This is a genomic window from Deinococcus marmoris DSM 12784, assembly GCF_000701405.1.
GTDB lineage: Bacteria > Deinococcota > Deinococci > Deinococcales > Deinococcaceae > Deinococcus > Deinococcus marmoris.
This window is the reverse complement of sequence record NZ_JNIV01000089.1, coordinates 1-18,687: the sequence shown is the minus strand read 5'-3', so window position 1 is coordinate 18,687 and position 18,687 is coordinate 1. Positions and strand designations below refer to the sequence as shown.

20 protein-coding genes and 1 rRNA gene are annotated in these 18,687 nt (G+C 62.9%); 17 read left to right on the top strand and 4 right to left on the bottom strand.

The features are described 5' to 3' along the window. On the bottom strand, positions 1 to 254 hold a 254-nt coding region (locus Q319_RS26420), incomplete at its 3' end, for a transposase (RefSeq protein ID WP_156039434.1). Positions 255 to 263: 9 nt separating this feature from the next. On the opposite strand from Q319_RS26420, the gene Q319_RS0117805 reads away from it, so the two are divergent. The 3 genes from Q319_RS0117805 to Q319_RS0117795 all read left to right on the top strand — a co-directional run bounded on the left by Q319_RS0117805 (position 264) and on the right by Q319_RS0117795 (position 4,871). Then, positions 264 to 803, top strand: coding sequence for a hypothetical protein (locus Q319_RS0117805; RefSeq protein WP_029483808.1), 540 nt, complete (start codon positions 264 to 266; stop codon positions 801 to 803). After that, positions 800 to 3,850, top strand: a complete 3,051-nt coding sequence (locus Q319_RS25740) for a beta strand repeat-containing protein (protein ID WP_051655524.1) — start codon at positions 800 to 802, stop codon at positions 3,848 to 3,850. Before Q319_RS0117805 ends, Q319_RS25740 begins: the two co-directional genes overlap by 4 nt. Before the next feature lie 85 nt (positions 3,851 to 3,935). Then, on the top strand, positions 3,936 to 4,871 hold the full coding sequence (locus Q319_RS0117795) for a DMT family transporter (protein WP_034415674.1): 936 nt from the start codon (positions 3,936 to 3,938) through the stop codon (positions 4,869 to 4,871). 17 nt (positions 4,872 to 4,888) lie between these two features. Here Q319_RS0117795 and Q319_RS0117790 read toward each other — a convergent pair whose 3' ends face one another. Then, positions 4,889 to 5,368 (bottom strand): hypothetical protein, encoded by a 480-nt coding sequence (locus Q319_RS0117790; RefSeq protein WP_029483805.1) that lies wholly within the window; start codon positions 5,366 to 5,368, stop codon positions 4,889 to 4,891. Between the two features lie 216 nt (positions 5,369 to 5,584). On the opposite strand from Q319_RS0117790, the gene Q319_RS0117785 reads away from it, so the two are divergent. The 7 genes from Q319_RS0117785 to Q319_RS0117755 all read left to right on the top strand — a co-directional run bounded on the left by Q319_RS0117785 (position 5,585) and on the right by Q319_RS0117755 (position 10,783). After that, a complete protein-coding gene (locus Q319_RS0117785; protein ID WP_029483804.1) occupies positions 5,585 to 6,235 on the top strand; it encodes a response regulator transcription factor in 651 nt (216 codons plus the stop codon). 31 nt (positions 6,236 to 6,266) lie between these two features. Beyond that, positions 6,267 to 6,470 (top strand): hypothetical protein, encoded by a 204-nt coding sequence (locus Q319_RS0117780; protein ID WP_029483803.1) that lies wholly within the window; start codon positions 6,267 to 6,269, stop codon positions 6,468 to 6,470. A gap of 32 nt (positions 6,471 to 6,502) precedes the next feature. Next, complete coding sequence (locus Q319_RS0117775; RefSeq protein ID WP_029483802.1) at positions 6,503 to 7,345, top strand: serine hydrolase; 843 nt, start codon at positions 6,503 to 6,505, stop codon at positions 7,343 to 7,345. 244 nt (positions 7,346 to 7,589) lie between these two features. Continuing rightward, on the top strand, positions 7,590 to 8,432 hold the full coding sequence (locus Q319_RS0117770) for a c-type cytochrome (protein WP_081846138.1): 843 nt from the start codon (positions 7,590 to 7,592) through the stop codon (positions 8,430 to 8,432). Positions 8,433 to 8,480: 48 nt separating this feature from the next. Then, positions 8,481 to 9,143, top strand: a complete 663-nt coding sequence (locus Q319_RS0117765; RefSeq protein ID WP_029483800.1) for a QcrA and Rieske domain-containing protein — start codon at positions 8,481 to 8,483, stop codon at positions 9,141 to 9,143. A 37-nt stretch (positions 9,144 to 9,180) separates the two neighbouring features. Further along, positions 9,181 to 10,497, top strand: a complete 1,317-nt coding sequence (locus Q319_RS0117760) for a cytochrome b (protein WP_029483799.1) — start codon at positions 9,181 to 9,183, stop codon at positions 10,495 to 10,497. A 91-nt stretch (positions 10,498 to 10,588) separates the two neighbouring features. Further along, positions 10,589 to 10,783 (top strand): hypothetical protein, encoded by a 195-nt coding sequence (locus Q319_RS0117755; protein ID WP_029483798.1) that lies wholly within the window; start codon positions 10,589 to 10,591, stop codon positions 10,781 to 10,783. 204 nt (positions 10,784 to 10,987) lie between these two features. Here Q319_RS0117755 and Q319_RS0117750 read toward each other — a convergent pair whose 3' ends face one another. Further along, the gene (locus Q319_RS0117750; protein ID WP_029483797.1) at positions 10,988 to 11,239 is read right to left on the bottom strand and encodes a hypothetical protein; all 252 of its coding nucleotides are present in this window, start codon (positions 11,237 to 11,239) and stop codon (positions 10,988 to 10,990) included. Positions 11,240 to 11,411: 172 nt separating this feature from the next. Here Q319_RS0117750 and Q319_RS0117745 point away from each other — a divergent pair, with 172 nt between their 5' ends. The 6 genes from Q319_RS0117745 to Q319_RS0117720 all read left to right on the top strand — a co-directional run bounded on the left by Q319_RS0117745 (position 11,412) and on the right by Q319_RS0117720 (position 17,403). Beyond that, positions 11,412 to 11,834 carry a HesB/IscA family protein gene (locus tag Q319_RS0117745; protein WP_029483796.1) on the top strand — a complete coding sequence of 141 codons (423 nt, stop codon included), beginning with the start codon at positions 11,412 to 11,414 and terminating at the stop codon, positions 11,832 to 11,834. 322 nt (positions 11,835 to 12,156) lie between these two features. Beyond that, positions 12,157 to 13,938: a peptide ABC transporter substrate-binding protein gene (locus Q319_RS0117740; protein ID WP_029483795.1), complete on the top strand. Its 1,782-nt coding sequence runs from the start codon at positions 12,157 to 12,159 to the stop codon at positions 13,936 to 13,938. A 125-nt stretch (positions 13,939 to 14,063) separates the two neighbouring features. Beyond that, entirely contained in the window at positions 14,064 to 15,056 is a 993-nt protein-coding gene (locus Q319_RS0117735; RefSeq protein WP_029483794.1) for an ABC transporter permease, read from the top strand. Positions 15,057 to 15,117: 61 nt separating this feature from the next. After that, on the top strand, positions 15,118 to 16,047 hold the full coding sequence (locus Q319_RS0117730) for an ABC transporter permease (protein WP_029483793.1): 930 nt from the start codon (positions 15,118 to 15,120) through the stop codon (positions 16,045 to 16,047). A gap of 87 nt (positions 16,048 to 16,134) precedes the next feature. Next, on the top strand, positions 16,135 to 16,635 hold the full coding sequence (ruvC, locus tag Q319_RS0117725) for a crossover junction endodeoxyribonuclease RuvC (protein ID WP_029483792.1): 501 nt from the start codon (positions 16,135 to 16,137) through the stop codon (positions 16,633 to 16,635). A 12-nt stretch (positions 16,636 to 16,647) separates the two neighbouring features. Further along, positions 16,648 to 17,403 carry a PrsW family intramembrane metalloprotease gene (locus Q319_RS0117720; protein WP_245619339.1) on the top strand — a complete coding sequence of 252 codons (756 nt, stop codon included), beginning with the start codon at positions 16,648 to 16,650 and terminating at the stop codon, positions 17,401 to 17,403. Between the two features lie 31 nt (positions 17,404 to 17,434). On the opposite strand, the gene moaD is transcribed toward Q319_RS0117720, so the two are convergent. Beyond that, the gene (gene moaD / locus Q319_RS0117715) at positions 17,435 to 18,112 is read right to left on the bottom strand and encodes a molybdopterin converting factor subunit 1 (protein WP_029483790.1); all 678 of its coding nucleotides are present in this window, start codon (positions 18,110 to 18,112) and stop codon (positions 17,435 to 17,437) included. Positions 18,113 to 18,553: 441 nt separating this feature from the next. Here moaD and Q319_RS0117710 point away from each other — a divergent pair. Beyond that, positions 18,554 to 18,687, top strand: a 16S ribosomal RNA gene (locus tag Q319_RS0117710); the annotation flags it as partial.

The following is an 18,687-nucleotide window of genomic DNA, read 5'->3' as shown; positions in this document are numbered from 1 at the left end:
ACGCGATTGATCGCCTCCCATGAACCGTCAGCTTCAAAACGGCGAAAGTACGAATACACCGTCTGCCACGCTGGAAAGTCATGCGGCAGGTTTCTCCAGGCAATGCCGCCCTGCAAGACGTACATGATCGCGCACAGCACCTCGTAGAGATCGACCGTGCGTGGCCGCCCTCCTGGCTTGGCAGAGGGGAGGAGTGGTTCGAGCCGCTTAAACTGGGCTTGGGTCAGGTCCGACGAGTAAGGCTTGCGTTTCACACCTCAAGCTTGCCACCGGGTCTGACCCTTTATAAACGCGCTCTCAGCGCCGACAGTCTGGCCGAATTCGGTGCGGGCAAGGGTGGCCTGCGCGCCGCCGTGGGCTACGCCTACCGGGGCAGCGCCTTCAACAGCCTGGGCACCCTGCGCTACGTGAACGGCAGTCTGGCGGGCAATAAACCAGAACTGAGCGGCAACCTGAGCGCCGAGTACCGCCAGCCCGTCTGGGCCGTGCGCGGCGGTGTGGATACCCGCACCCTGCTCAGCGATCCGGGCAGCTTCACCGCGCAGGCCGCACTTGGCGGCACGGCGTACATCGGCGAGCGCTTCGGCGTGGGCGCGTGGGGCCGCGTGCTGACGCAGCCCAGCACCGGGACCACGCAGGCAGGTTACGGCCTAGAAGCCAGCGTGCGCGCCCTGCCGGGCACCTGGCTGACCGCCGGTTACAACCTGGCGGGCTTCGAGGGCATCGGCAATCAATACACCAAAAAGGGAGCTTACGTGCGGCTGGATTTGACTGTGGATGAAACGATTGGGGGCGTGAAGTGAGACTGCTCGAAGCACGCATCCTGAAGAAGTGGCTCCGCCCTCTGCAACATGGGCTGGTGCTTGGGCTGCTGACTGGCGTGTCGGGTACCCTGGCTCAGGGTGTCCTGTGCGGCACTCCAGGCAAGGACGGTGTAGGGACGGGCCTGACCGGCGTGGTCAACACCTACTATCCGGGCAGCGCCAACGCGAGTGCTGGAGCAACCACAATTTCCATTGGTACTCCTACTGGGGCTTCGACAGCCGTTGCTACAGGTGATCTGCTGCTGGTGATTCAGATGCAAGATGCCGCCTTGAATATCCGTAACGACGAGCGTTACGGCGATGGAACGGGTACGGCCAATAACGTCACAGGGAACGGTTCAGGGATCACCAGCATCGGCGCAGGCAAGTACGAGTATGTGGTGGCCAAATCCGCCGTTTCGGGAGGCAATGTGACGGTGGCTGGCCTGGGCACGGGCGGCGGCCTGCTCAATAGTTACAGTGCCTCGCCCTACTCTGACACCAACGGTCAGAAGACCTTTCAGGTTATTCGCGTGCCGCAGTACAGCAGTGTCACGCTGGGAGGCACCCTGACTGCATCTGCATGGAACGGTTCGACGGGCGGCATCGTGGCCATCGATGTCTCGGGCAGCTTGGGCATGAGCGGCGGGGTCATCAACGTTTCGGGCCTGGGCTTCCGGGGCGGTGCAGGGCGGTCACTGGCGGGCGCGATCACGGCCTCAAATACCGACTACCGCAATCTGTCTACTCTCAATGCCCATGCTCAGAAGGGCGAAGGCGTGGCGGGTACGCCCGCTTTTGTCAACAACGCTGGAAGCCTGCTGAACACCAACGTGGAGGGCTACCCGTCAGGGAGCAGTGGCCAGGGTGCCCCCGGTAACGCAGGCGGTGGTGGGACTGATGGCAATGCGGCGGCCAATGACCAGAACTCGGGCGGCGGGGGCGGCGCAAACAGCGGCGCGGGCGGACGCGGAGGCAACACCTGGAGTACCAACCGTGCCAGTGGCGGCTACGGCGGCGCTTCCGTCACAGCTAGCGCAACCAGACTGGTCATGGGCGGCGGTGGCGGCGCGGGCACGACGAATAACGGTACCGGCACGCCCGGCAGCGGCTTTGCGTCCAGTGGTGCGGTGGGCGGTGGTCTGGTGCTGATCCGCGCGGGAACGGTCAGTGGCAGCGGCAGCATTACTGCCAGCGGCGCAGACGCCAACAATACAGTGGACAACGACGGTAGCGGTGGCGGCGGTGCGGGCGGCAGCGTGCTGGTGTTGGCGCAGGGCGCGCTGCCCTCCAGCCTGACCATCAATGTGAACGGTGGCAAGGGCGGCACCAATACTGGTGGCGCAGTTCCGCACGGTCCTGGCGGCGGCGGCGGCGGCGGTGTCGTGGCGCTTTCTGGCACCGGGCCGACCATTACGGCGACGGGAGGTGTAAACGGAGCGACGGCAGGAACACCAGCGGCTTTCGGATCCACTCCAGGCTTGAGCGGGCAGACGCTCACGATCACGGGAAGTGATGTGCCCGGTGTTCGGGCCACGGCACTGTGTGTTGCCGACCTTGCCATCAGCAAGAGTGGCCCGGTAGCCATTGGCTCTACCAGGGCCATGAGCTACATCCTTCGGGTCTGGAACAATGGACCCAACGCAGTCAGCGGTGTAGGCGTTGATGATGTGATTCCCAGCGGATTTACCGTGACTGGAATTACCTGTGTAGCTACAGGTGCAGCCGTTTGCGGTACTCAGAGTTCTACAGGCACCAGCATCACTGTTGGCACGGGCAATCTGGCATTAGACACTGCTCCCTCTAACACTACACCAGATGGTAATTTCCTGACCTATACCCTTACTGGCACGGCTCCGGCCAACGGTACGTTGAGCAACACCGCCAGCCTGACGGTGCCGAATGGCATCACTGACGCCACGACAGGCAACAACACCAGTGCGGCCATTCAAACCCGGATTATTAACGCAATCAACGATCTGGCTGTTTCCTTTTCCTTTGGCAGCGGCGGCACTGTGAGTGTGCTTGGCAATGATACCAACGGCGGCGCGGCGGCCACCACCACCACCAGCGCTGTGACTGTAAGCAGCAATGGTGGCATCACGGGCCTGAGTGTTGCCAACGGGCAACTTGTCGTCCCCCCTGCTACAGTTCCGGGCACCTATACCGTTACCTATCAGTTGTGTGACAGCGCCGTCGGTACAGCCTGCGATACGGCCACAGTACCCATTACCGTTTTTCCCGCCGCACCCACCCTGACGGTCAGCAAAATCAGCAATGGCGGCGTCGGGACTTTTGCGTTCAGTGGAAGCAATGGCTTCGGAAGTCAGAACATTACCACCACCACTGACGGAACGGCCCGCGCAGGCACAAAGCAGACGCTGAGCGCAGCCAGCACCGCCACGACCATCACTGAAACGCCGTTGGCGGGCTACGTATTGGCCTCGGCCACCTGTAGCGGTATGGGAAGCGGCGGCACAGCCACACTGAGCGGCAACGTCCTGACGTTGAATGCGGCGGCCACAGCAGCCGGAAGCGACATCACCTGCACTTTCGTGAATAACAAGCCGCCCAGCATTACCCTGCTGAAGCTGGGGCGCAACATCAGCGTCTCGCCATCTCAGCCGTTCATCGGCAGTGCGGGTAGCATCGGCGTGAAGCCCGGTGAGACAGTGGAATACTGCATCGTTTACAGCAACACGGGCGGCGTGGCTAGCAACTTTAGCCTCACAGATTACGTGCCGGTGGGAATGGTGGCACAACTGCCCGCTTACGGCACGAGCGGTACAGGTGGCACGGGTGACCCACTGGGTCTGAAATACGCGGTGGGCGTGGCGCTGGCTGTAAATGATGTCAACAGCAACACCGTGACGCCAACCCTAACCAGCAAGAGCGGTGACGATGTGGGGACACTCAGCACTGTGCCTGTGACGAATCCCGGCGATCCTACCGGCAGCCCCCAGCGCCCCGGCGTCATGACCCTGACGTTGCCAACTGTGGCGGCCAACAGCAAAGGCACCGTCTGCTTCCAGGCCAGGGTGCCCTAACCCAGAGCCACATCCCCTGCATCTGCGCCGCCCACTCAACCCAGGGGCGGCGCATTTTCCTGTCCATCCCCGTACAATCGCGGGCGTGTCTCCCCGTTTGCGCGGCGTTCTTCTCTTAATCTTGGTCACGGCGGTGTGGGGCAGCACCTTCGCTGTGGTGAAAACATTGGGCGAGCTGCTGCCCCCCGCCCAGTTGATCGCGTGGCGTTTCCTGATCGGTTTTCTGGCGCTGCTGCCCACCCTGCTGATCCGGGGCTGGGGCCTGCGGCGACGGCGGGCGGATCAACCCGTACCCGCCGCCCTGCCGCGTTTTTCGTGGAAGGACGGCCTGTGGCGAGACGGCCTGCTGCTGGGCGCGTGGCTGATCGCGGGCTACGGCACCCAGACCATCGCGCTGCAAACGACCACCGCCAACCGGGCAGCCTTTTTCACGGCTCTGAGCGTGGTGCTGGTGCCGCTGTGGCTGGTCTTCGCGCAGCGGCGCAGGATGCCGTGGCCTCTGCTGGCCGCGCTGCCGCTGGCGGTGCTGGGGCTGGGGCTGCTGTCCTGGGAGGGCGGCGCGTGGGTCACCGGCGACGCCTGGGCGCTGGCCTGCGCCGTGACCTACGCGGGCTTTATCATCACGCTGGAGCGGTTGTCGAACCGGCACGCGGCGTTGCCGTTCACGCTGGCGCAGCTTGCAGCAGTGACTCTGCTGGCGTGGGGATGGGCCGCGCTGTCCGGTGGGATCGGCTGGCCCCCTGCCGCCGCCTGGGGGCCGCTGCTGTACCTGGGCATCGTCGCCACCGCCCTGACCACCTTGCTGCAAACGGTGGGCCAACGAACTGTCAGCGCCGCCGAGGCCAGCCTGATCTACGCCCTGGAACCCGTGACGGCCACCCTGTTCAGCTTCCTCTTAATCGGCGAGCGGGTGGGCCTGCGCGGCGCACTGGGGGGACTGCTGGTGGTGGGCAGCACGGTTCTCAGCCAGCGCAGTGGGGGAGAGGCCCGCCCGGAAACGCCCGCGCCGCTGGCGGAATAGCGCTGTGCAAAAAAGGGCTATTGCCGCCGGGTCTGATCAGGAATCAGCAGCGTCCGCAGGGCCACGTTGCCGCCCCACACCCCGCGCAGACTGTTCTGGAGGGCCGAGTTCCGCACCGCCTCATACAGCGCGGGGGGCATGTTGGCCGAGGGATAGACGCCCGTGGTCCCGGCAGGGGTCACCCGCACGTCCAGCGGAAAGCCCAGTGCCACGGTGGCGATCAGCACGCCGCCCAGCGCCAGACCGCCCACCCCCCCGGCCAGCAAGTGCCAGGGCTGCTCTGCCGAGTGGGGCAGCAGGCGCACGATGATCACGGCGCAGCCCAGGCTCAGCAGCAGCGCCGCAACGGTGGTCACGATGGGGCCGCCCAGCGAGGCCACCAGAAAACAGATGGTCACGCCCAGCCCTCCCCAGGCCAGTCCGGCCAGGCCGCGCCGCGCCCCCAGCGCGGTCATCACGGCCAACAGGGTCACCAGCAGGGCGTCAAACCAGGTCATCACGCCCAGCAGTGTAGCGGGGCAGTCCTTACAGATTGTTTTCAGAGCGCAGTGCGGTCCCAGGTATCGGGCGCAACCCGCAACTTCCGCCGTGCCCAGTGCTGTCGGAGCGGCGTTGCTTTCACGCGGTCTGGCTCTCCCTGACCCACAGCAGGCAGCGGCCAAAGGTAGGCCCCCTTCCTCATCTGACCTGCGGGCTGCTCTAAACTGCCGTCCATGTCTACGATCCGAGTCCTGCTGGTGGATGACCACGCGCTGTTTCGCCAGGGCCTGCGCAGCCTGCTGGAGTCTGAGGGCATGCGCGTGATCGGAGAGGCCGCCAACGGGCGCGAGGCCATTCGTTACGCGGCGGACACCCACCCCGACGTGATCCTGATGGACATTCAGATGCCCGAACTGGACGGCGTCAAGGCCACCCAGAGCATCTTGGAAATCGATCCCAACGCCAAGGTGATCATGATCACCATGTACCGTCAGGACCGTTATGTGTTTGAGGCGGTCAAGGCTGGAGCGCGCGGTTACATCCTCAAGGACGCCGACGCCACCACGCTGCTGGACGCCATCAAGCGGGTGGCTGGGGGCGAGGCGCTGCTGGACGCCGACATGGCCCAGAACGTCCTCGACGACTTCCGCGACAAGCGCGAGGAATTGCCCAGCGAGAAGCACGCGGACCTCAACGAGCGCGAGACCATGATCCTGAAACTGCTGGCCCAGGGCTTTTCCAACCAGGACATTGCCCTGCGTCTGGACATCAGCGAGAAGACGGTCCGCAACCGCCTCTCGGAGATCTTTACCAAGTTGCAACTCAACAACCGCACCCAGGCCGCCCTGTACGCCATCCGCGAGGGTATCGCCAACCTTGACTGAACGTAGGGGGAATGGGGGAGGGGATGGCCCGGTGACCTTCCGCGCTGGCTGCAAGCGAGAATGGGTGCTGAACAGTTCAGAAGCCGATCTGGCCTACACCGAACAGGCGTTTCCCGAATGCCTGTCCTGCCCACACCGCGTCGAACCGGAGGGTGGCCCGCCGTTCTGCACCCTGCGCCCGGTGGGTACCCCCCACCCGTTTGCCGCGCTGGCCGGACTGCATCTACCGGAATAGCGGCGATCCCCGGCCCTGCTAAATTTATTGTCATGACGTCTCCCTTCCTCTCCGATCTTCGCGCGCAGGGCTATGTGGGAGAGGTGGGCCTGCGCGTCTGTGATGTACTGGGCCGCGAACTGTTCGCCCTGAACCCGGAGCGTGTCTTTCCGGCGGCCAGCACCATCAAAGTGCCGCTCCTGATCCTGGCGCTGGAGTGGGCACAGGCGGGGCGGCTGGATCTGGAAGGCCGGGTGACGTTGCAGGCGGCGGACCGCGTACCCGGCGCGGGCGTGCTGCACGAGCTGGGGTCGGGGCTGGCGCTGAGCTGGCGCGACGTGCTGACCCTGATGATCGTTGTCAGCGACAACACCGCCACCAATCTGGTGATTGAACAGTTGGGTATGGATGCGGTCAATGGCTGGCTAAACGCGCACGGGTGGACCGACACGCGCCTAGTGGGCAAACTGCAACTGCCGCCCGAGCAACGCAATGCCGCGCAACTCCGGGGCGAACGCAACCGCACCACGGCCAGGGAACAGACCGATATCCTGGGCCGTCTGGTGCGGGGTGACCTGCTGGACGCGGCGCACACGGCGCTGGCGCTGGACATTCTGGAGCGTCAGCAATACCGCGACCTGATCGGGCGGGGACTGCCGCGCGCGGAAAACGGCGAACACCTGTACCGCCTTGCCAGCAAGAGCGGCGAACTCGGCGGCGTGCATCATGACGTGGGCGTGTTGTATACCCCGCGCCCGTTGGTGATCGCTCTGCTTTCAGAGGGCGGTATGGACCGCCGCGAACTGCCCGGCAACCATGACGTGAATCTGCTCTCTAGGGCGCTGTGGCCGCTGCTCTCGGCGCTTGGAAAAGTCCACAGTGACGGGGACATTTAACCGCCCGGTCAGGCGCATGATAAGCATTGCCGAAGTGTCGCAGGCGACCAGCGCTAAAGTACGCTGTAGACGGTATGGAGTGCTGCTGAGACGGTCTCGGCGCACATGCTATGCTGGCCGCCGATACGCTCATTTTCAGGAATTTCGGCACAAGCCCCCAAATGGTTGCGCCCCAGCCCAGCAGAAGGCAAGCAGACCATTTCGTGTGTGAGGGAGAGGGAACGTGGAGAGAAACGACGCTGTAATGCCCTGGGTCGCCATCGTATGTGCGGCCATCATGTGGATTCTATTGCTGTTCCTGTTCAACAAGGAAACTGCCCCGGAACCCGTTACCGTTGATCCGGCCATCGTGGCGAACATCAGCAAGGAATACCCCACCATCGGCAAATCGCTCTATGCCTCGGCGGGTTGCGTGGGCTGTCACGGTGCTCAGGGTCAGGGCGGCGTGGGACCGGCGCTGGCCGGCGACGAGAAGATCTTGCAAGACCCCGCCTACGTTCATAACATCCTGGTCAACGGCAAGGGTGCCATGCCCGCTTACGGTGAGCAGCTCAAGGAAAACGAGATCTACGCCGTCGCCAACTATGTCCTGAACAGTTGGGGCAACAAGATTCCCGAACTGCTGACCCCGGCCACCGTGGCCGAGGGCCAGACCAAGATCGACCCGGCGGTCCTCAAGAACCGCAGCCGCTTTGTTCCCGAGGACATCAAGCTCCCGGAAATCTTCCTGGCCACCTTCATCATGGTGCTGCTGACCTACGGCCTGATCGGGCTGTACAGCGTGTGGACCGAGGGCACCGAGTTGCACCCCGGCATTCACAAGGTGCGTTCCACGCCGATTGCCATGCTCAGCATGGTCACAACCCTGGGCCTGACCCTGCTGTTCAGTGTGCTGTTCGCCCGTCAGATGGTCATCGATTACGCGGGCTGGGGAGCCAGTGAACCCGTGATGCCCAACGTGACTGCTGAAGGGTTCTACGCGGCCATGATCCTGCTGCTGCTGGCCGTGGCCATCGGCCTGTACAAGAAGTTCTTCATGGACGGCGAGGTGCTGGTAGAAGACGCCAGCGGCGAATTCCCCTGGTAAGGCCACGTCAAATTGCCCCCAATCATTTTTTCCAGTGAGGTTTGAACCATGACCCGTTACCGCAAACAAGATCCCGAATTGACCCGCCGCCGCTTTATCAACGCGGCCATGGGCACCACCGCCACCGTGGGCATTGTCAGTCTGGTGGGCGTGCTGGGCACTGCTAACCCGGTGTTCCGCCTGACCCGCGACAAGATGCCCCCCGTTGAGGGAGACATTCTGGTCCACGCCTCGGCCAGCAAGGAAGGCGAGATCATCAAGGCCAGCGAACTCAGCGAGCAGTTAATTCGCGCCTGGCCGATGGGCAAGGACAAGGAAGGCAATAACCTGATCCGCAAGGGTGACCCCAACAATGTGGTGGCCCTGTACCGCTTCGCCAAGGGCGAGCTTGTGGAGCCGACCCACCTGGATGCCACCATCGACGGCGAGATCGTGGCCTACAGTGATATCTGCACCCACGCGGGCTGCTCGGTGTCTGACGACGATCAGACCGAGGGCCAGATGAAATGCCCCTGTCACTCCGGGCAGTACGACCCCAAGCGCGGCTGCATCGTGGTGGGCGGCCCACCTCCGCGTGCATTGGCACAGTTGCCGATCAGGCAGGACGGCGACAATCTGGTCGTGGCAGGATTTTTCCTCGAAAACCCCTATCCCTTCACCGAAACCGAATGGGAAGCCCGCAAGGAAGCCGTCAAGGCGCAGCTCGCATGAAGCCCAGCCCCTCTGAGCAGCACAAGGAGAACCGCGCATGAACCAGTGGCTCGACGAACGCCTGCACATCTCGCGCCTGAACGACAAGTTTCTGCGCAAAGCATTCCCCGTTCACCACAGCTTCTTCCTGGGTGAAATCACGTTGTTCAGCCTGATCATCCTGATCATTACCGGTATCGTGCTGGCGCTGTCCTACGAACCCAGCAACAGCCTGGTGATCAACTCGTTCGATCCCGGCACCGCCGACAAGCAGAACCTGATTCCGGCGGCCTACCACTCGGCCCTCAAGATCAATGCCATGCCCTTCGGCGACATGCTCCGGCGAATCCACCACTGGACCGCCAACATCATGGTGGCCGCCGCCGTGATCCACATGATGCGGATCTACTTCACGGGCGCGTTCAAGAAGCCCCGCGAGATCAACTGGTGGATCGGCATGTTGCTGCTGATCTTCACGGCCCTGACCGCCGTAACCGGCTACATCCTGCCCTATGACAACTACGCCTACAACACCGTCAAGGTGGTCTACGGCATCGCGGCGTCGGTCCCGTGGGTCGGAAGCTGGCTGGCACAGGCCGCCTTTGCAGGGAACTTCCCCGGCGACGGCATCATCCCGCGCATCTACGGCTACCACATCATGCTGCTGCCCGGCATCCTGCTGGCCCTGACCGGCGCGCACATGCTGATCATGATCAAGCAGAAGCACACCCAGCCGCAGTACGCCAAGCGCATCGCCTACAAGAAGATCGTCGGTGTGCCGCTGCTGACCCAGCAGACCCCGATCATGCTGATGCTGACCCTGCTGTTTGCCGGGATCATCCTGCTGTTCAGCGCGTTTATTCCGGTTCACCCCGTCGAATTCTTCGGGCCGCCCAGCACCACTCCGATTGAGAACATCAAGCCCGACTGGTACCTGCTGTGGGTCTTCGGGGCGCTGGCGATCATCCCCAGCTTCGAGATCGTGCTGTTCGGCGGCATCATCGGTGCCGAGTTCGTGGGCGCGATCCTGCTGCCCACCGTGGTGATCGCCGCGATGTTCGCCGTCCCCATGCTGGACCGCAGCAAGGACAACAACTACTACGCCGAGAACCCCACCAACCACCCGGTGCGGCTGGCGATTGGTACCTCGTTCATGATGCTGCTGATGGTCATGTCGGTTGCCGGGTACAAGCCAGACCTGATCAGCGCGGGCGTTCTGACCACCGCCAACGCCAACACCGTGCTGTGGATCCTGATCTTCCTGGTGCCTGCGGTGACCTACTTCGCCACCATCGGCATCGTGCGCGGTATCCGCTCCCTGCGTGAAGCCGACGAGCGCGAGTCGATGGCCCACGCTGCCGCTGCCGACGACTGATTCACGCCTCCTGAACACCGCTCCGGCCCTATGCCGGGGCGGTTTCTTTTATGCTGTGTGTTTTTCTGTCTTGCGTGTTTATGCTGTCCAGATGGAATCACTCGCCCACCATCTGGCCCAGCAGGCCCGCCGCCTCGGCCTTGAATCGTCAGACCTGCAAGACGCGCATCCCGAAGTCGTTCAGGCTTTTGCCCAGGCTGTTCTGATTGAACTGGCTGCCCTGGGCCTGATCCGGGGCAGCGCGGAAATCGGCTGCTGGGCAGCGCCACGTCCGAACGGGCACTGATGCGGACTCCAGTTGAATCGTCTGCAAAACCGACGGACATATGAGCCGATTTACAAAGCTGCGAAACAGAGCGAGAAGGGTCAGAACAAATTCTGGATGCCAGTTTGTTGACGAAACGGGCGGAATCCTTATGGAGCCATGAAAAAACCGCCCCAATCGGAGGCGGCTGGAAATTAAGGGGAGCTGGAAACTGAGAAGAGGTGTTTAGGCCTGAACTCGGTTGCTCGGCCTGACCACGGCGGGCTGCTCGCCGCCCTCACGGCTGCCAGCGGCATAACCCACCTGCGCGCCGAACTGCCAGGCCAGTTTGATCATGAATTGGATGGCTTCCTCGTCATGGTTCTGGATCAGTTGCCGCAGATGTTCGGGTAAGCCTTCGGGCAGTGGCATGGCCCCGAGCTGCTCATTGTACTCGGCCCTGAGCTGCTCGAACCACTCGGCGTAGGGGTTCGTCATGGGATCCATCTTAACATGACCACACTCAAGGAATGTAAGCGGTGTGGTGGATCGAACAGGATGAATCCCAGGAGCCAGGGCGGTGCAGCACGCTTTCTGACCTCGCCTTGTGACCTGCTCACTTTGCCTTCCGGGCACCTTTTTATTGGCCCAATGGTGTTAGGATTCACGCATGACCGCGATCTCTCACTCTGAAACCCACGGTGACATGGCCGAAAAGCCCATGACCATCAGCGAATATGGCGCGCAGAAGGCCCTGGGCATCATCGGCCAGAGCGGCAAGGAAAATGCAGGCGTGCGCGTGTTCATCAAAAGCGGTGGCTGTAGCGGCTACCAGTACGGCATGGCCATCGACGACCGTGAATTAGAGGGCGATACCATTGTGCATGACCGGGGCGTCAAGCTCCTGGTGGACCACATGAGCCTGTCGCTGCTGCAAGGCAGTGAGGTGGACTTCGTGGAGAACATGATGGGCGGCGGCTTCACGGTCAACAATCCCAACGCCACCAGCTCCTGCGGCTGCGGCCATTCCTTCCGCACCGACAGCAGCCAGTCTCCTGATGGCGAGGGCAGCAGCGGATGTGGCAGCCACTAGGCCGCACCGTCTTCTTTAACTTCAAGATTCAAGTTTAAAATTCAAGCCGCCAGAGACCGGAAATTTATGTTCCGGTCTTTTCTTGTGTGTTCAGTGGCGTTCCGTTTGCCTGTGCTGCCTGTTCTGAAAAACGGTGGGGGCGAACGTCAGATGCCTGAATATCCGCTTCGGGCGGTCAGCAGATCTGCGATTTGCCTTGCCAAATTGCATACGTGACGCTTGACACGTCTTCACCTGGCCCTATACTGACGCTCATCTACACAGCTTGGGGCCGTGATTGGCCCGTTCAAGATTTCTGGAGGCGTTCATGAAAGAATTGTCCATGAAGAAGATCCTGACCCTATCCGCCCTTTTGCTGCTCCCTGCGGTGGTGACCCCTGCCCTGGCAGGTCCGTCCAACAACAGCCTGGTGGTCGGCACTTCGCAGGAACCGCCGAATATCTACGATCCCTGGGTCACCAACAACCTGGCGATCACCAGTGAGATCAACAACTGGATGGGCGCGGCCCTGACCGGCCTGGACAACGACGGCAAGCTGTTCGCCGACATGGCCACTACCGTGCCGTCGGTGGCGAACGGCGGCTACAAGGTGGTCAAGGACGCCAGTGGCAAGGTCACCCGCAACAGCCTGACCTACACCATCCGTCCCGACGCGAGGTGGAGCGACGGCTCGCCCATCACCGTGGCCGACTTCGAGTTCTGGCTGATGGTGCAAAACGATGACCGTGTCCCGGTCCCGGACCGCTACCCCTTCGAGAACGCCAAGATCACGCGCGGGGCGAACACCAAGTCCTTTACCATCACCTTCGAGCCGCCGTATCTGTTCGCCGAACAGGCCGGCGCGCCCGGTCTGGCTCCCTCCGCCTCCATGAAGGCCGCCTGGACCGCGTTCGATACGGCCACCAAGGGCCAGAAGCCCAGTGACGCCGTGAACGAGCAGTGGATCAAGTTCCTCAACCAGTTCACCACCTCCAACAACCTGCCCAAAGTGGTGGCTGGGCCGTTCAAGCCCACCGCGTGGCGGCCCGGCAACAGCCTGACCATGACCCGCAACACCAACTACTGGCGCAAGCCCTCCGGCGGCGAGAGCAAGTACGTGCAGACCGTGACCTACCGCTTTATTCCCAACACCAACACCCTCAAGGTCAACGTGCTGTCGGGGCAGGTGGACGCACTGGCGACTGTGGGACTGTCCTTCGATCAGGCCATCGATCTTCAGCGTGGTCAGCGCAAGTTCACCACCTCCTTCGTGCCCGGCTCGGTGTGGGAACACATCGACATCAACACGCGCGGCCAGAAGGCCAAGGACTTGGATCTGGACGATCCCAATGTCCGTCAGGCGCTGCTGTACGCCATTGACCGCGCCAGTCTGGTCAAGGCCCTGTTCCAGGGCAAGCAGCCGGTATCCAACGTGTTTATCAACCCATTGGCCACCGTGTACAAGAAAGACGTGCAGGCGTATCCCTTTGATGCCACCAAGGCCAAGGCGCTTTTCGCCGCCGCAGGCTGGAAGCCCGGCAGCGACGGCATCCTGCAAAAGGGCGGCAAGAAGTTCAACCTGACCTTCAGCACCACGGCGGGCAACAGCGTGCGCGAGCGCGTTCAGCAGATCTTGCAGGCGCAGTGGAAGGTCGTGGGCGTGCAGGTCAACATTCAGAACTACCCCTCCAGCGTGTTCTTCGGCCCGGACTTCCTGTCCAAGGGCGCGGAAGGCAAGTGGGACCTGGCCATGTACGCCTGGATCAGCAACCCTATTTTCGAGGAAGGCGACCTGTTCAAGGGTTCGGGCGTGCCCACTGAGGCCAACGGGTACTCGGGCCAGAACAACTCCGGCTGGATCAATGCCGAATACGACAAGTTGCAGGTCCAGGCCCAGACCGAGTTCACCCCCGCCGCGCGCAACAAGCTCTTTGACCAGATGCAGAGTATCTGGGCCAAGAACGTGCCGTCGCTGCCGCTGTACTACCGCGTCAACCCGTACATCCAGGCCAACGGGCTGGCCAACTACGACTTCAGCGCCTACACGCTGTACCCCACCTGGGACGCCTACCGCGTGGGCTGGACCAGCAAGGGCGCAGTGTCAGCGCACAAGCAGAAAGAGTAGATCGGGGGAACGGGGCGCACACCGCCTGAACTCCGCATGGGGGAGAGGATGCGCCGCACACTGGCCTTCCTCTCCCTCATCTGTATGCCCTGCGCTCCACGCTTTCCTAAAGGACGGTCCCCCCTATGGCAACCTACGCCCTGCGCCGGATTTTGCAGATGATTCCGCTGCTGCTGCTGATCAGTCTGGTCATCTTTGCGCTGACCGCTCTGCAACCCGGTGACCCGGTGGATCAACTGATCTTCGGCAACCCGCGTATCACCCCCGAGGACATCGCCCGGCTGCGTGAGGCGTACGGCCTGAACATTCCGTGGCCCCAGCGGTACGTGTCGTGGCTGCTGCGCGCCTTTCAGGGTGAATTCGGCTACTCGCGTGACTTCGGTATCCCGGCCACGCAGTTCATCTTCACGCAGCGCCTGCCCAACACCCTGCTGCTGACCGTTCCAGCCCTGATCATCAGCACCTTGATCGCCGTGCCGCTGGGCATCTACTCGGCCATCCGGCAGTACAGTCTGACGGACAACATCCTGACCTTCCTGAGCTTCGTGGCTTTCAGCGCGCCCGTCTTCTGGATCGGCGTGATGGCGCTGTATCTGTTCGCGGTGTGGCTGCCGCAGGTCACGGGTGGGGTTATCGCGCTGCCCCCCGGCGGCCTGGGCAACCTGACGCCCGAGGACGGCTTCTGGCCGTTCTGGCTGGACCGCCTGAAATACCTGATCCTGCCGCTGTCCATCCTGATGTTCCGCGAGATTGCGTCTACCAGCCGCTTCATGCGGGCCAGCTTTCTGGAGGTGATCGGGCAGGATTTCGTGCGGACCGCCAAGGCCAAGGGGCTGCCCAACCGCTCGGTGATCTTCAAGCACGCCCTGCGAAACGCCCTGATTCCCATCGTGACGATCATGGGTCTGTCCATTCCGGGGCTGTTCGGCGGCGCAGTGCTGACCGAGACCGTGTTCTCGTGGCCGGGCATGGGCCGCGCGCTGCTGGACTCGCTGGTCAGCAAGGACTTCAACGTGGTGATGCTCTGCCTGATGATCCTGTCCATCCTGACGGTGGTGTTCCAGTTGCTTGCGGATCTGGCCTACGCCCTGGTCGATCCCCGGATTCGCTACTCGTGAGGCTCCCAGCCCTGAAATTCCAGCCGTGCCCTGAGATTCCAGCCGTGAAGGTGGCCCCCCTATGACAATCACTGCTCCCGCCCCGCCCGCCGAGAAGAGTTATTCCGCCCTCCAGATGTCCATGCGGCGTCTGCGGCGGCACAAGGCGGCCATGATCAGTCTGGCGTTCATCGTCATCGTGGTGCTGGCGGCCCTGTGTGCCCCACTGATCGCCCCGCACGATCCCAATACCCAGGACCTCGGCGGCTTCTACGCCCCGCCCAGTTCCACTTACCCGCTGGGTCAGGATGAGCTGGGCCGGGACGTGCTGTCCCGCGTGATCTACGGCAGCCGCATCAGTCTGGTGGTCGGCTTCTCAGTGGCGCTGATCAGCTCATTGCTGGGGACCCTGGCCGGTCTGGTGGCGGGCTTTTTCGGTGGCCTGACCGATGCGGTGATCAGCCGCTTCATCGAGTTCATGCTCAGCCTGCCCACGTTGCCCCTGATTCTGGTGCTGTCCGGCCTGCTGATCAGCAGCGACGCGCCGTTCGTCATCACCCTGCGGGAGAACCTCGGTCCCTCGGCCAGCGTGGTGATCATCATTTCCATCTTTGCCCTCTTCGGCTGGATGGGCACGGCCCGGCTGGTGCGCGGCGAGGTGCTGCGCCTCAAGAACCTGGAATACGTGGACGCGGCCCGCGCGCTGGGCGCAACCAACAACCGCGTGATGTGGCGGCATCTGGCCCCCAACATGCTGGGCATCATCGTGGTCAGCGCCACCATCGACGTGGCCGGGGCGATTCTGGGCGAGGCCGCCCTGAGTTTCCTGGGCTTCGGCATCCAGCCGCCTGTCTCGACCTGGGGCAACATGCTCAGCAACGCGCAGGAGGTCGTTCTCAGCTATCCCTGGCTGCCGTTCTACCCTGGGCTGGCGATCCTGTTCACCGTGCTGGCCTTCAACTTTCTGGGCGACGGCCTGCGCGACGCCTTCGATCCCAAGAGCCGCCGCTAAGCGGCCCACGCTGGGGCCGCAGCCGGGGAAATCCCGTGCCTGCGGCCCTTTTCGTTGCAGCAGACCATTTTCCCGTATGCTGGACGCATGATCGTCCTCGGCATTGATCCCGGCCTCGCCAACCTGGGCCTCGGTCTGGTGGACGGGAATGTTCGCAAGGCCAGACATCTTCATCACGTCTGCATCACCACCGAGAGCGCCTGGGTGATGCCGCGCCGCCTGGCCTACATCCACAGCGAGGTCAGCCGCCTGATCGAAACGTACCAGCCGGAGGCCGTCGCCATCGAGGACCAGATTCTGCGCCGTCAGGCAGACGTGGCCTTTAAGGTGGGGCAGGCGTTCGGCGTGGTGCAACTGGCCTGCGCTCAGGCGGGGGTACCGGTGCATTCCTACGGCCCCATGCAGGTCAAGAAGTCGCTGGTGGGATCGGGCCGCGCCGACAAGGAACAGGTCATCTACATGGTCAAGGCGTCGCTGGGCGTGCGCGAACTGTTCAACAACCACGCGGCGGACGCGCTGGCGCTGGCACTGACCCATCTGGCCCACCAGCCGATGCAGGCTGCCGCCGCCCGGCTGGCCCGCGCTTAAGCGCCCCGGCCAGTGCCCGCTGCCGCCGCGCTGACCCTGTCCCTGCTGGCTTCTGTGGGCGTGACGCTGTGGTGGCTGTGGTTCTTTGTGCGCCGGGACCGCCACCCCGAGCCGCCAAAGCTGCTGGCCCGCACCTTTGCCTGGGGCATGTTCGCGTGGCTGGTCTCGGCGGCGTTCGAGGCCAGTCTGGGCAACATTCTGGATTCCCCGCTGCCTCTGGCCCTGCTTCTGGTGGCGTTGCTGACCGCCGTGATCGAAGAAGGCAGCAAATTTGTGGCGGCCACCACAGCCATTACCGAGCTGTCCTTCGACGAGCCGATGGACGGACTGGTCTACGCGGTAACCGCCGCACTGGGCTTCGCCCTGATGGAAAACGTGACCTATACGCTGGGCTTCGGCACCGGGGCCGCCACCTGGCACGCGCTGGTGACCACGCTGGCCCACGCGTTGTTCAGCGCTCCGCAGGGTTACGCGCTGGGCGGCCTGCATTGGCAGCAGGTCAGAGGCCCAGGCGTTGGAAGATCGCCGCTGGATTCGGTGCGGGGCTGGATCGTGCGCGGCGTGTTGCTGAGCATGACGCTGCACTTTGCCTTCAACGGTCTGGTGTCCGGGCCGCCCGGCCTGTGGCCCCTGCTGGCGCTGGGCGCGGTGGTGGTCCTGATGATTGGCCTGGCCAGCCGCTATTACCTCAGCTTCGAGGCGCACGCCCGCGAACACGGTCCCTCGGCCTATTTTCTGGAGACCCAGGCGCAGCGCAATTCCAAGTAGCAATTTGAAGTGGAAGTTTAGAAGTGCAAGCTCAGAGGGCCGGATGTTCAGAGTGGCCGTCCACCCAATGCTGTCCGTCGTCGTCAGTCTCATGTTTCCAGACGGGGATCTCCACCTTCAGGTATTCGATCAGAAAATCGCAGGCTTCCAGTGCGGCCCGGCGGTGCGGGCTGGCCACGCCGATCAGGATGCTCGCCTCGCCCGGCAACAGGCGGCCAGTGCGGTGCTGAATCCAGATCCGCAACTCGCCGTGCTTTTCGCGCGCTGCATCTGCCGCGCCCTGCATTACCTTGCGGGCCATCGGCGCGTAGCCCTCGTAATCGATGTATTCGACTTCCTTCCCCTTATTCGGGCTGCGGACCGTACCCACGAAATAAGCCTGCGCGCCGCAGCCGGGCCGCACCAGAAAAGCGTCCGCCGTCTGAAGCAGCAGGGGCTGATCGGTCATCTCGCAGTGGGTGGCCGAATCGCCGCTCCCGCCCGCCACCGGGGGCAGAAAGGCCACCTCGTCCCCGTCTTTCAGGGCGTGGTCCGGCGTGGCGTAGTTCTCGTTCACCGCCACCATGCATCCTTTCAGGCTCAGACCATGCTGCGCCTCGATCAGGGAGGCCACCGCCCGCACATCGGCTCCATCGGGGGCGTCCAGCGCCAGTTGCTCAGTCCCGATTTCCCGCCGCAGGTGGGCAAAAAACACCACGTTCAACCGCATGGAGTCAGGCTAGCACGCGTCTCACGGCCTGCACGAACCTTTGCTTGGCTACCCGAATCCCGTTGTCGGCCTTTTCCTCCCTGGGCCGATCTTCAAACGCTGGCAAAATCAGCGGGTGCAGGTGTTGACAGATGTGCCTTCCAGGGATATAGTTCCCTTCGCCCGTTAAACAGGCGAGTGGAAAACCCCAAGCTCTTCGGAGAAAAAGGCCCACTGGGACGCATGAAAATCTGGTGTTGATAATGATGACAGGACCGCTTCGACAGAGGCGGGTGAACGGCGCTTCCAATGGGAAGTGGCTCCAGATTCACGAAAACAGAAGACACGGGCTTTGGCCTGTGGACTTCAAAGCAGACCCGCTTCTACGGAAGGGGGCAGCCAAGCGAAAGCTTGGACCAAACACACTAACATCTGAAATCTCTGATTTCAGTGCTAGACCATTTTATGGAGAGTTTGATCCTGGCTCAGGGTGAACGCTGGCGGCGTGCTTAAGACATGCAAGTCGAACGGGATCTTCGGATCTAGTGGCGCACGGGTGAGTATCGCGTGACTGACCTGCCCCAAAGTTCCGAATA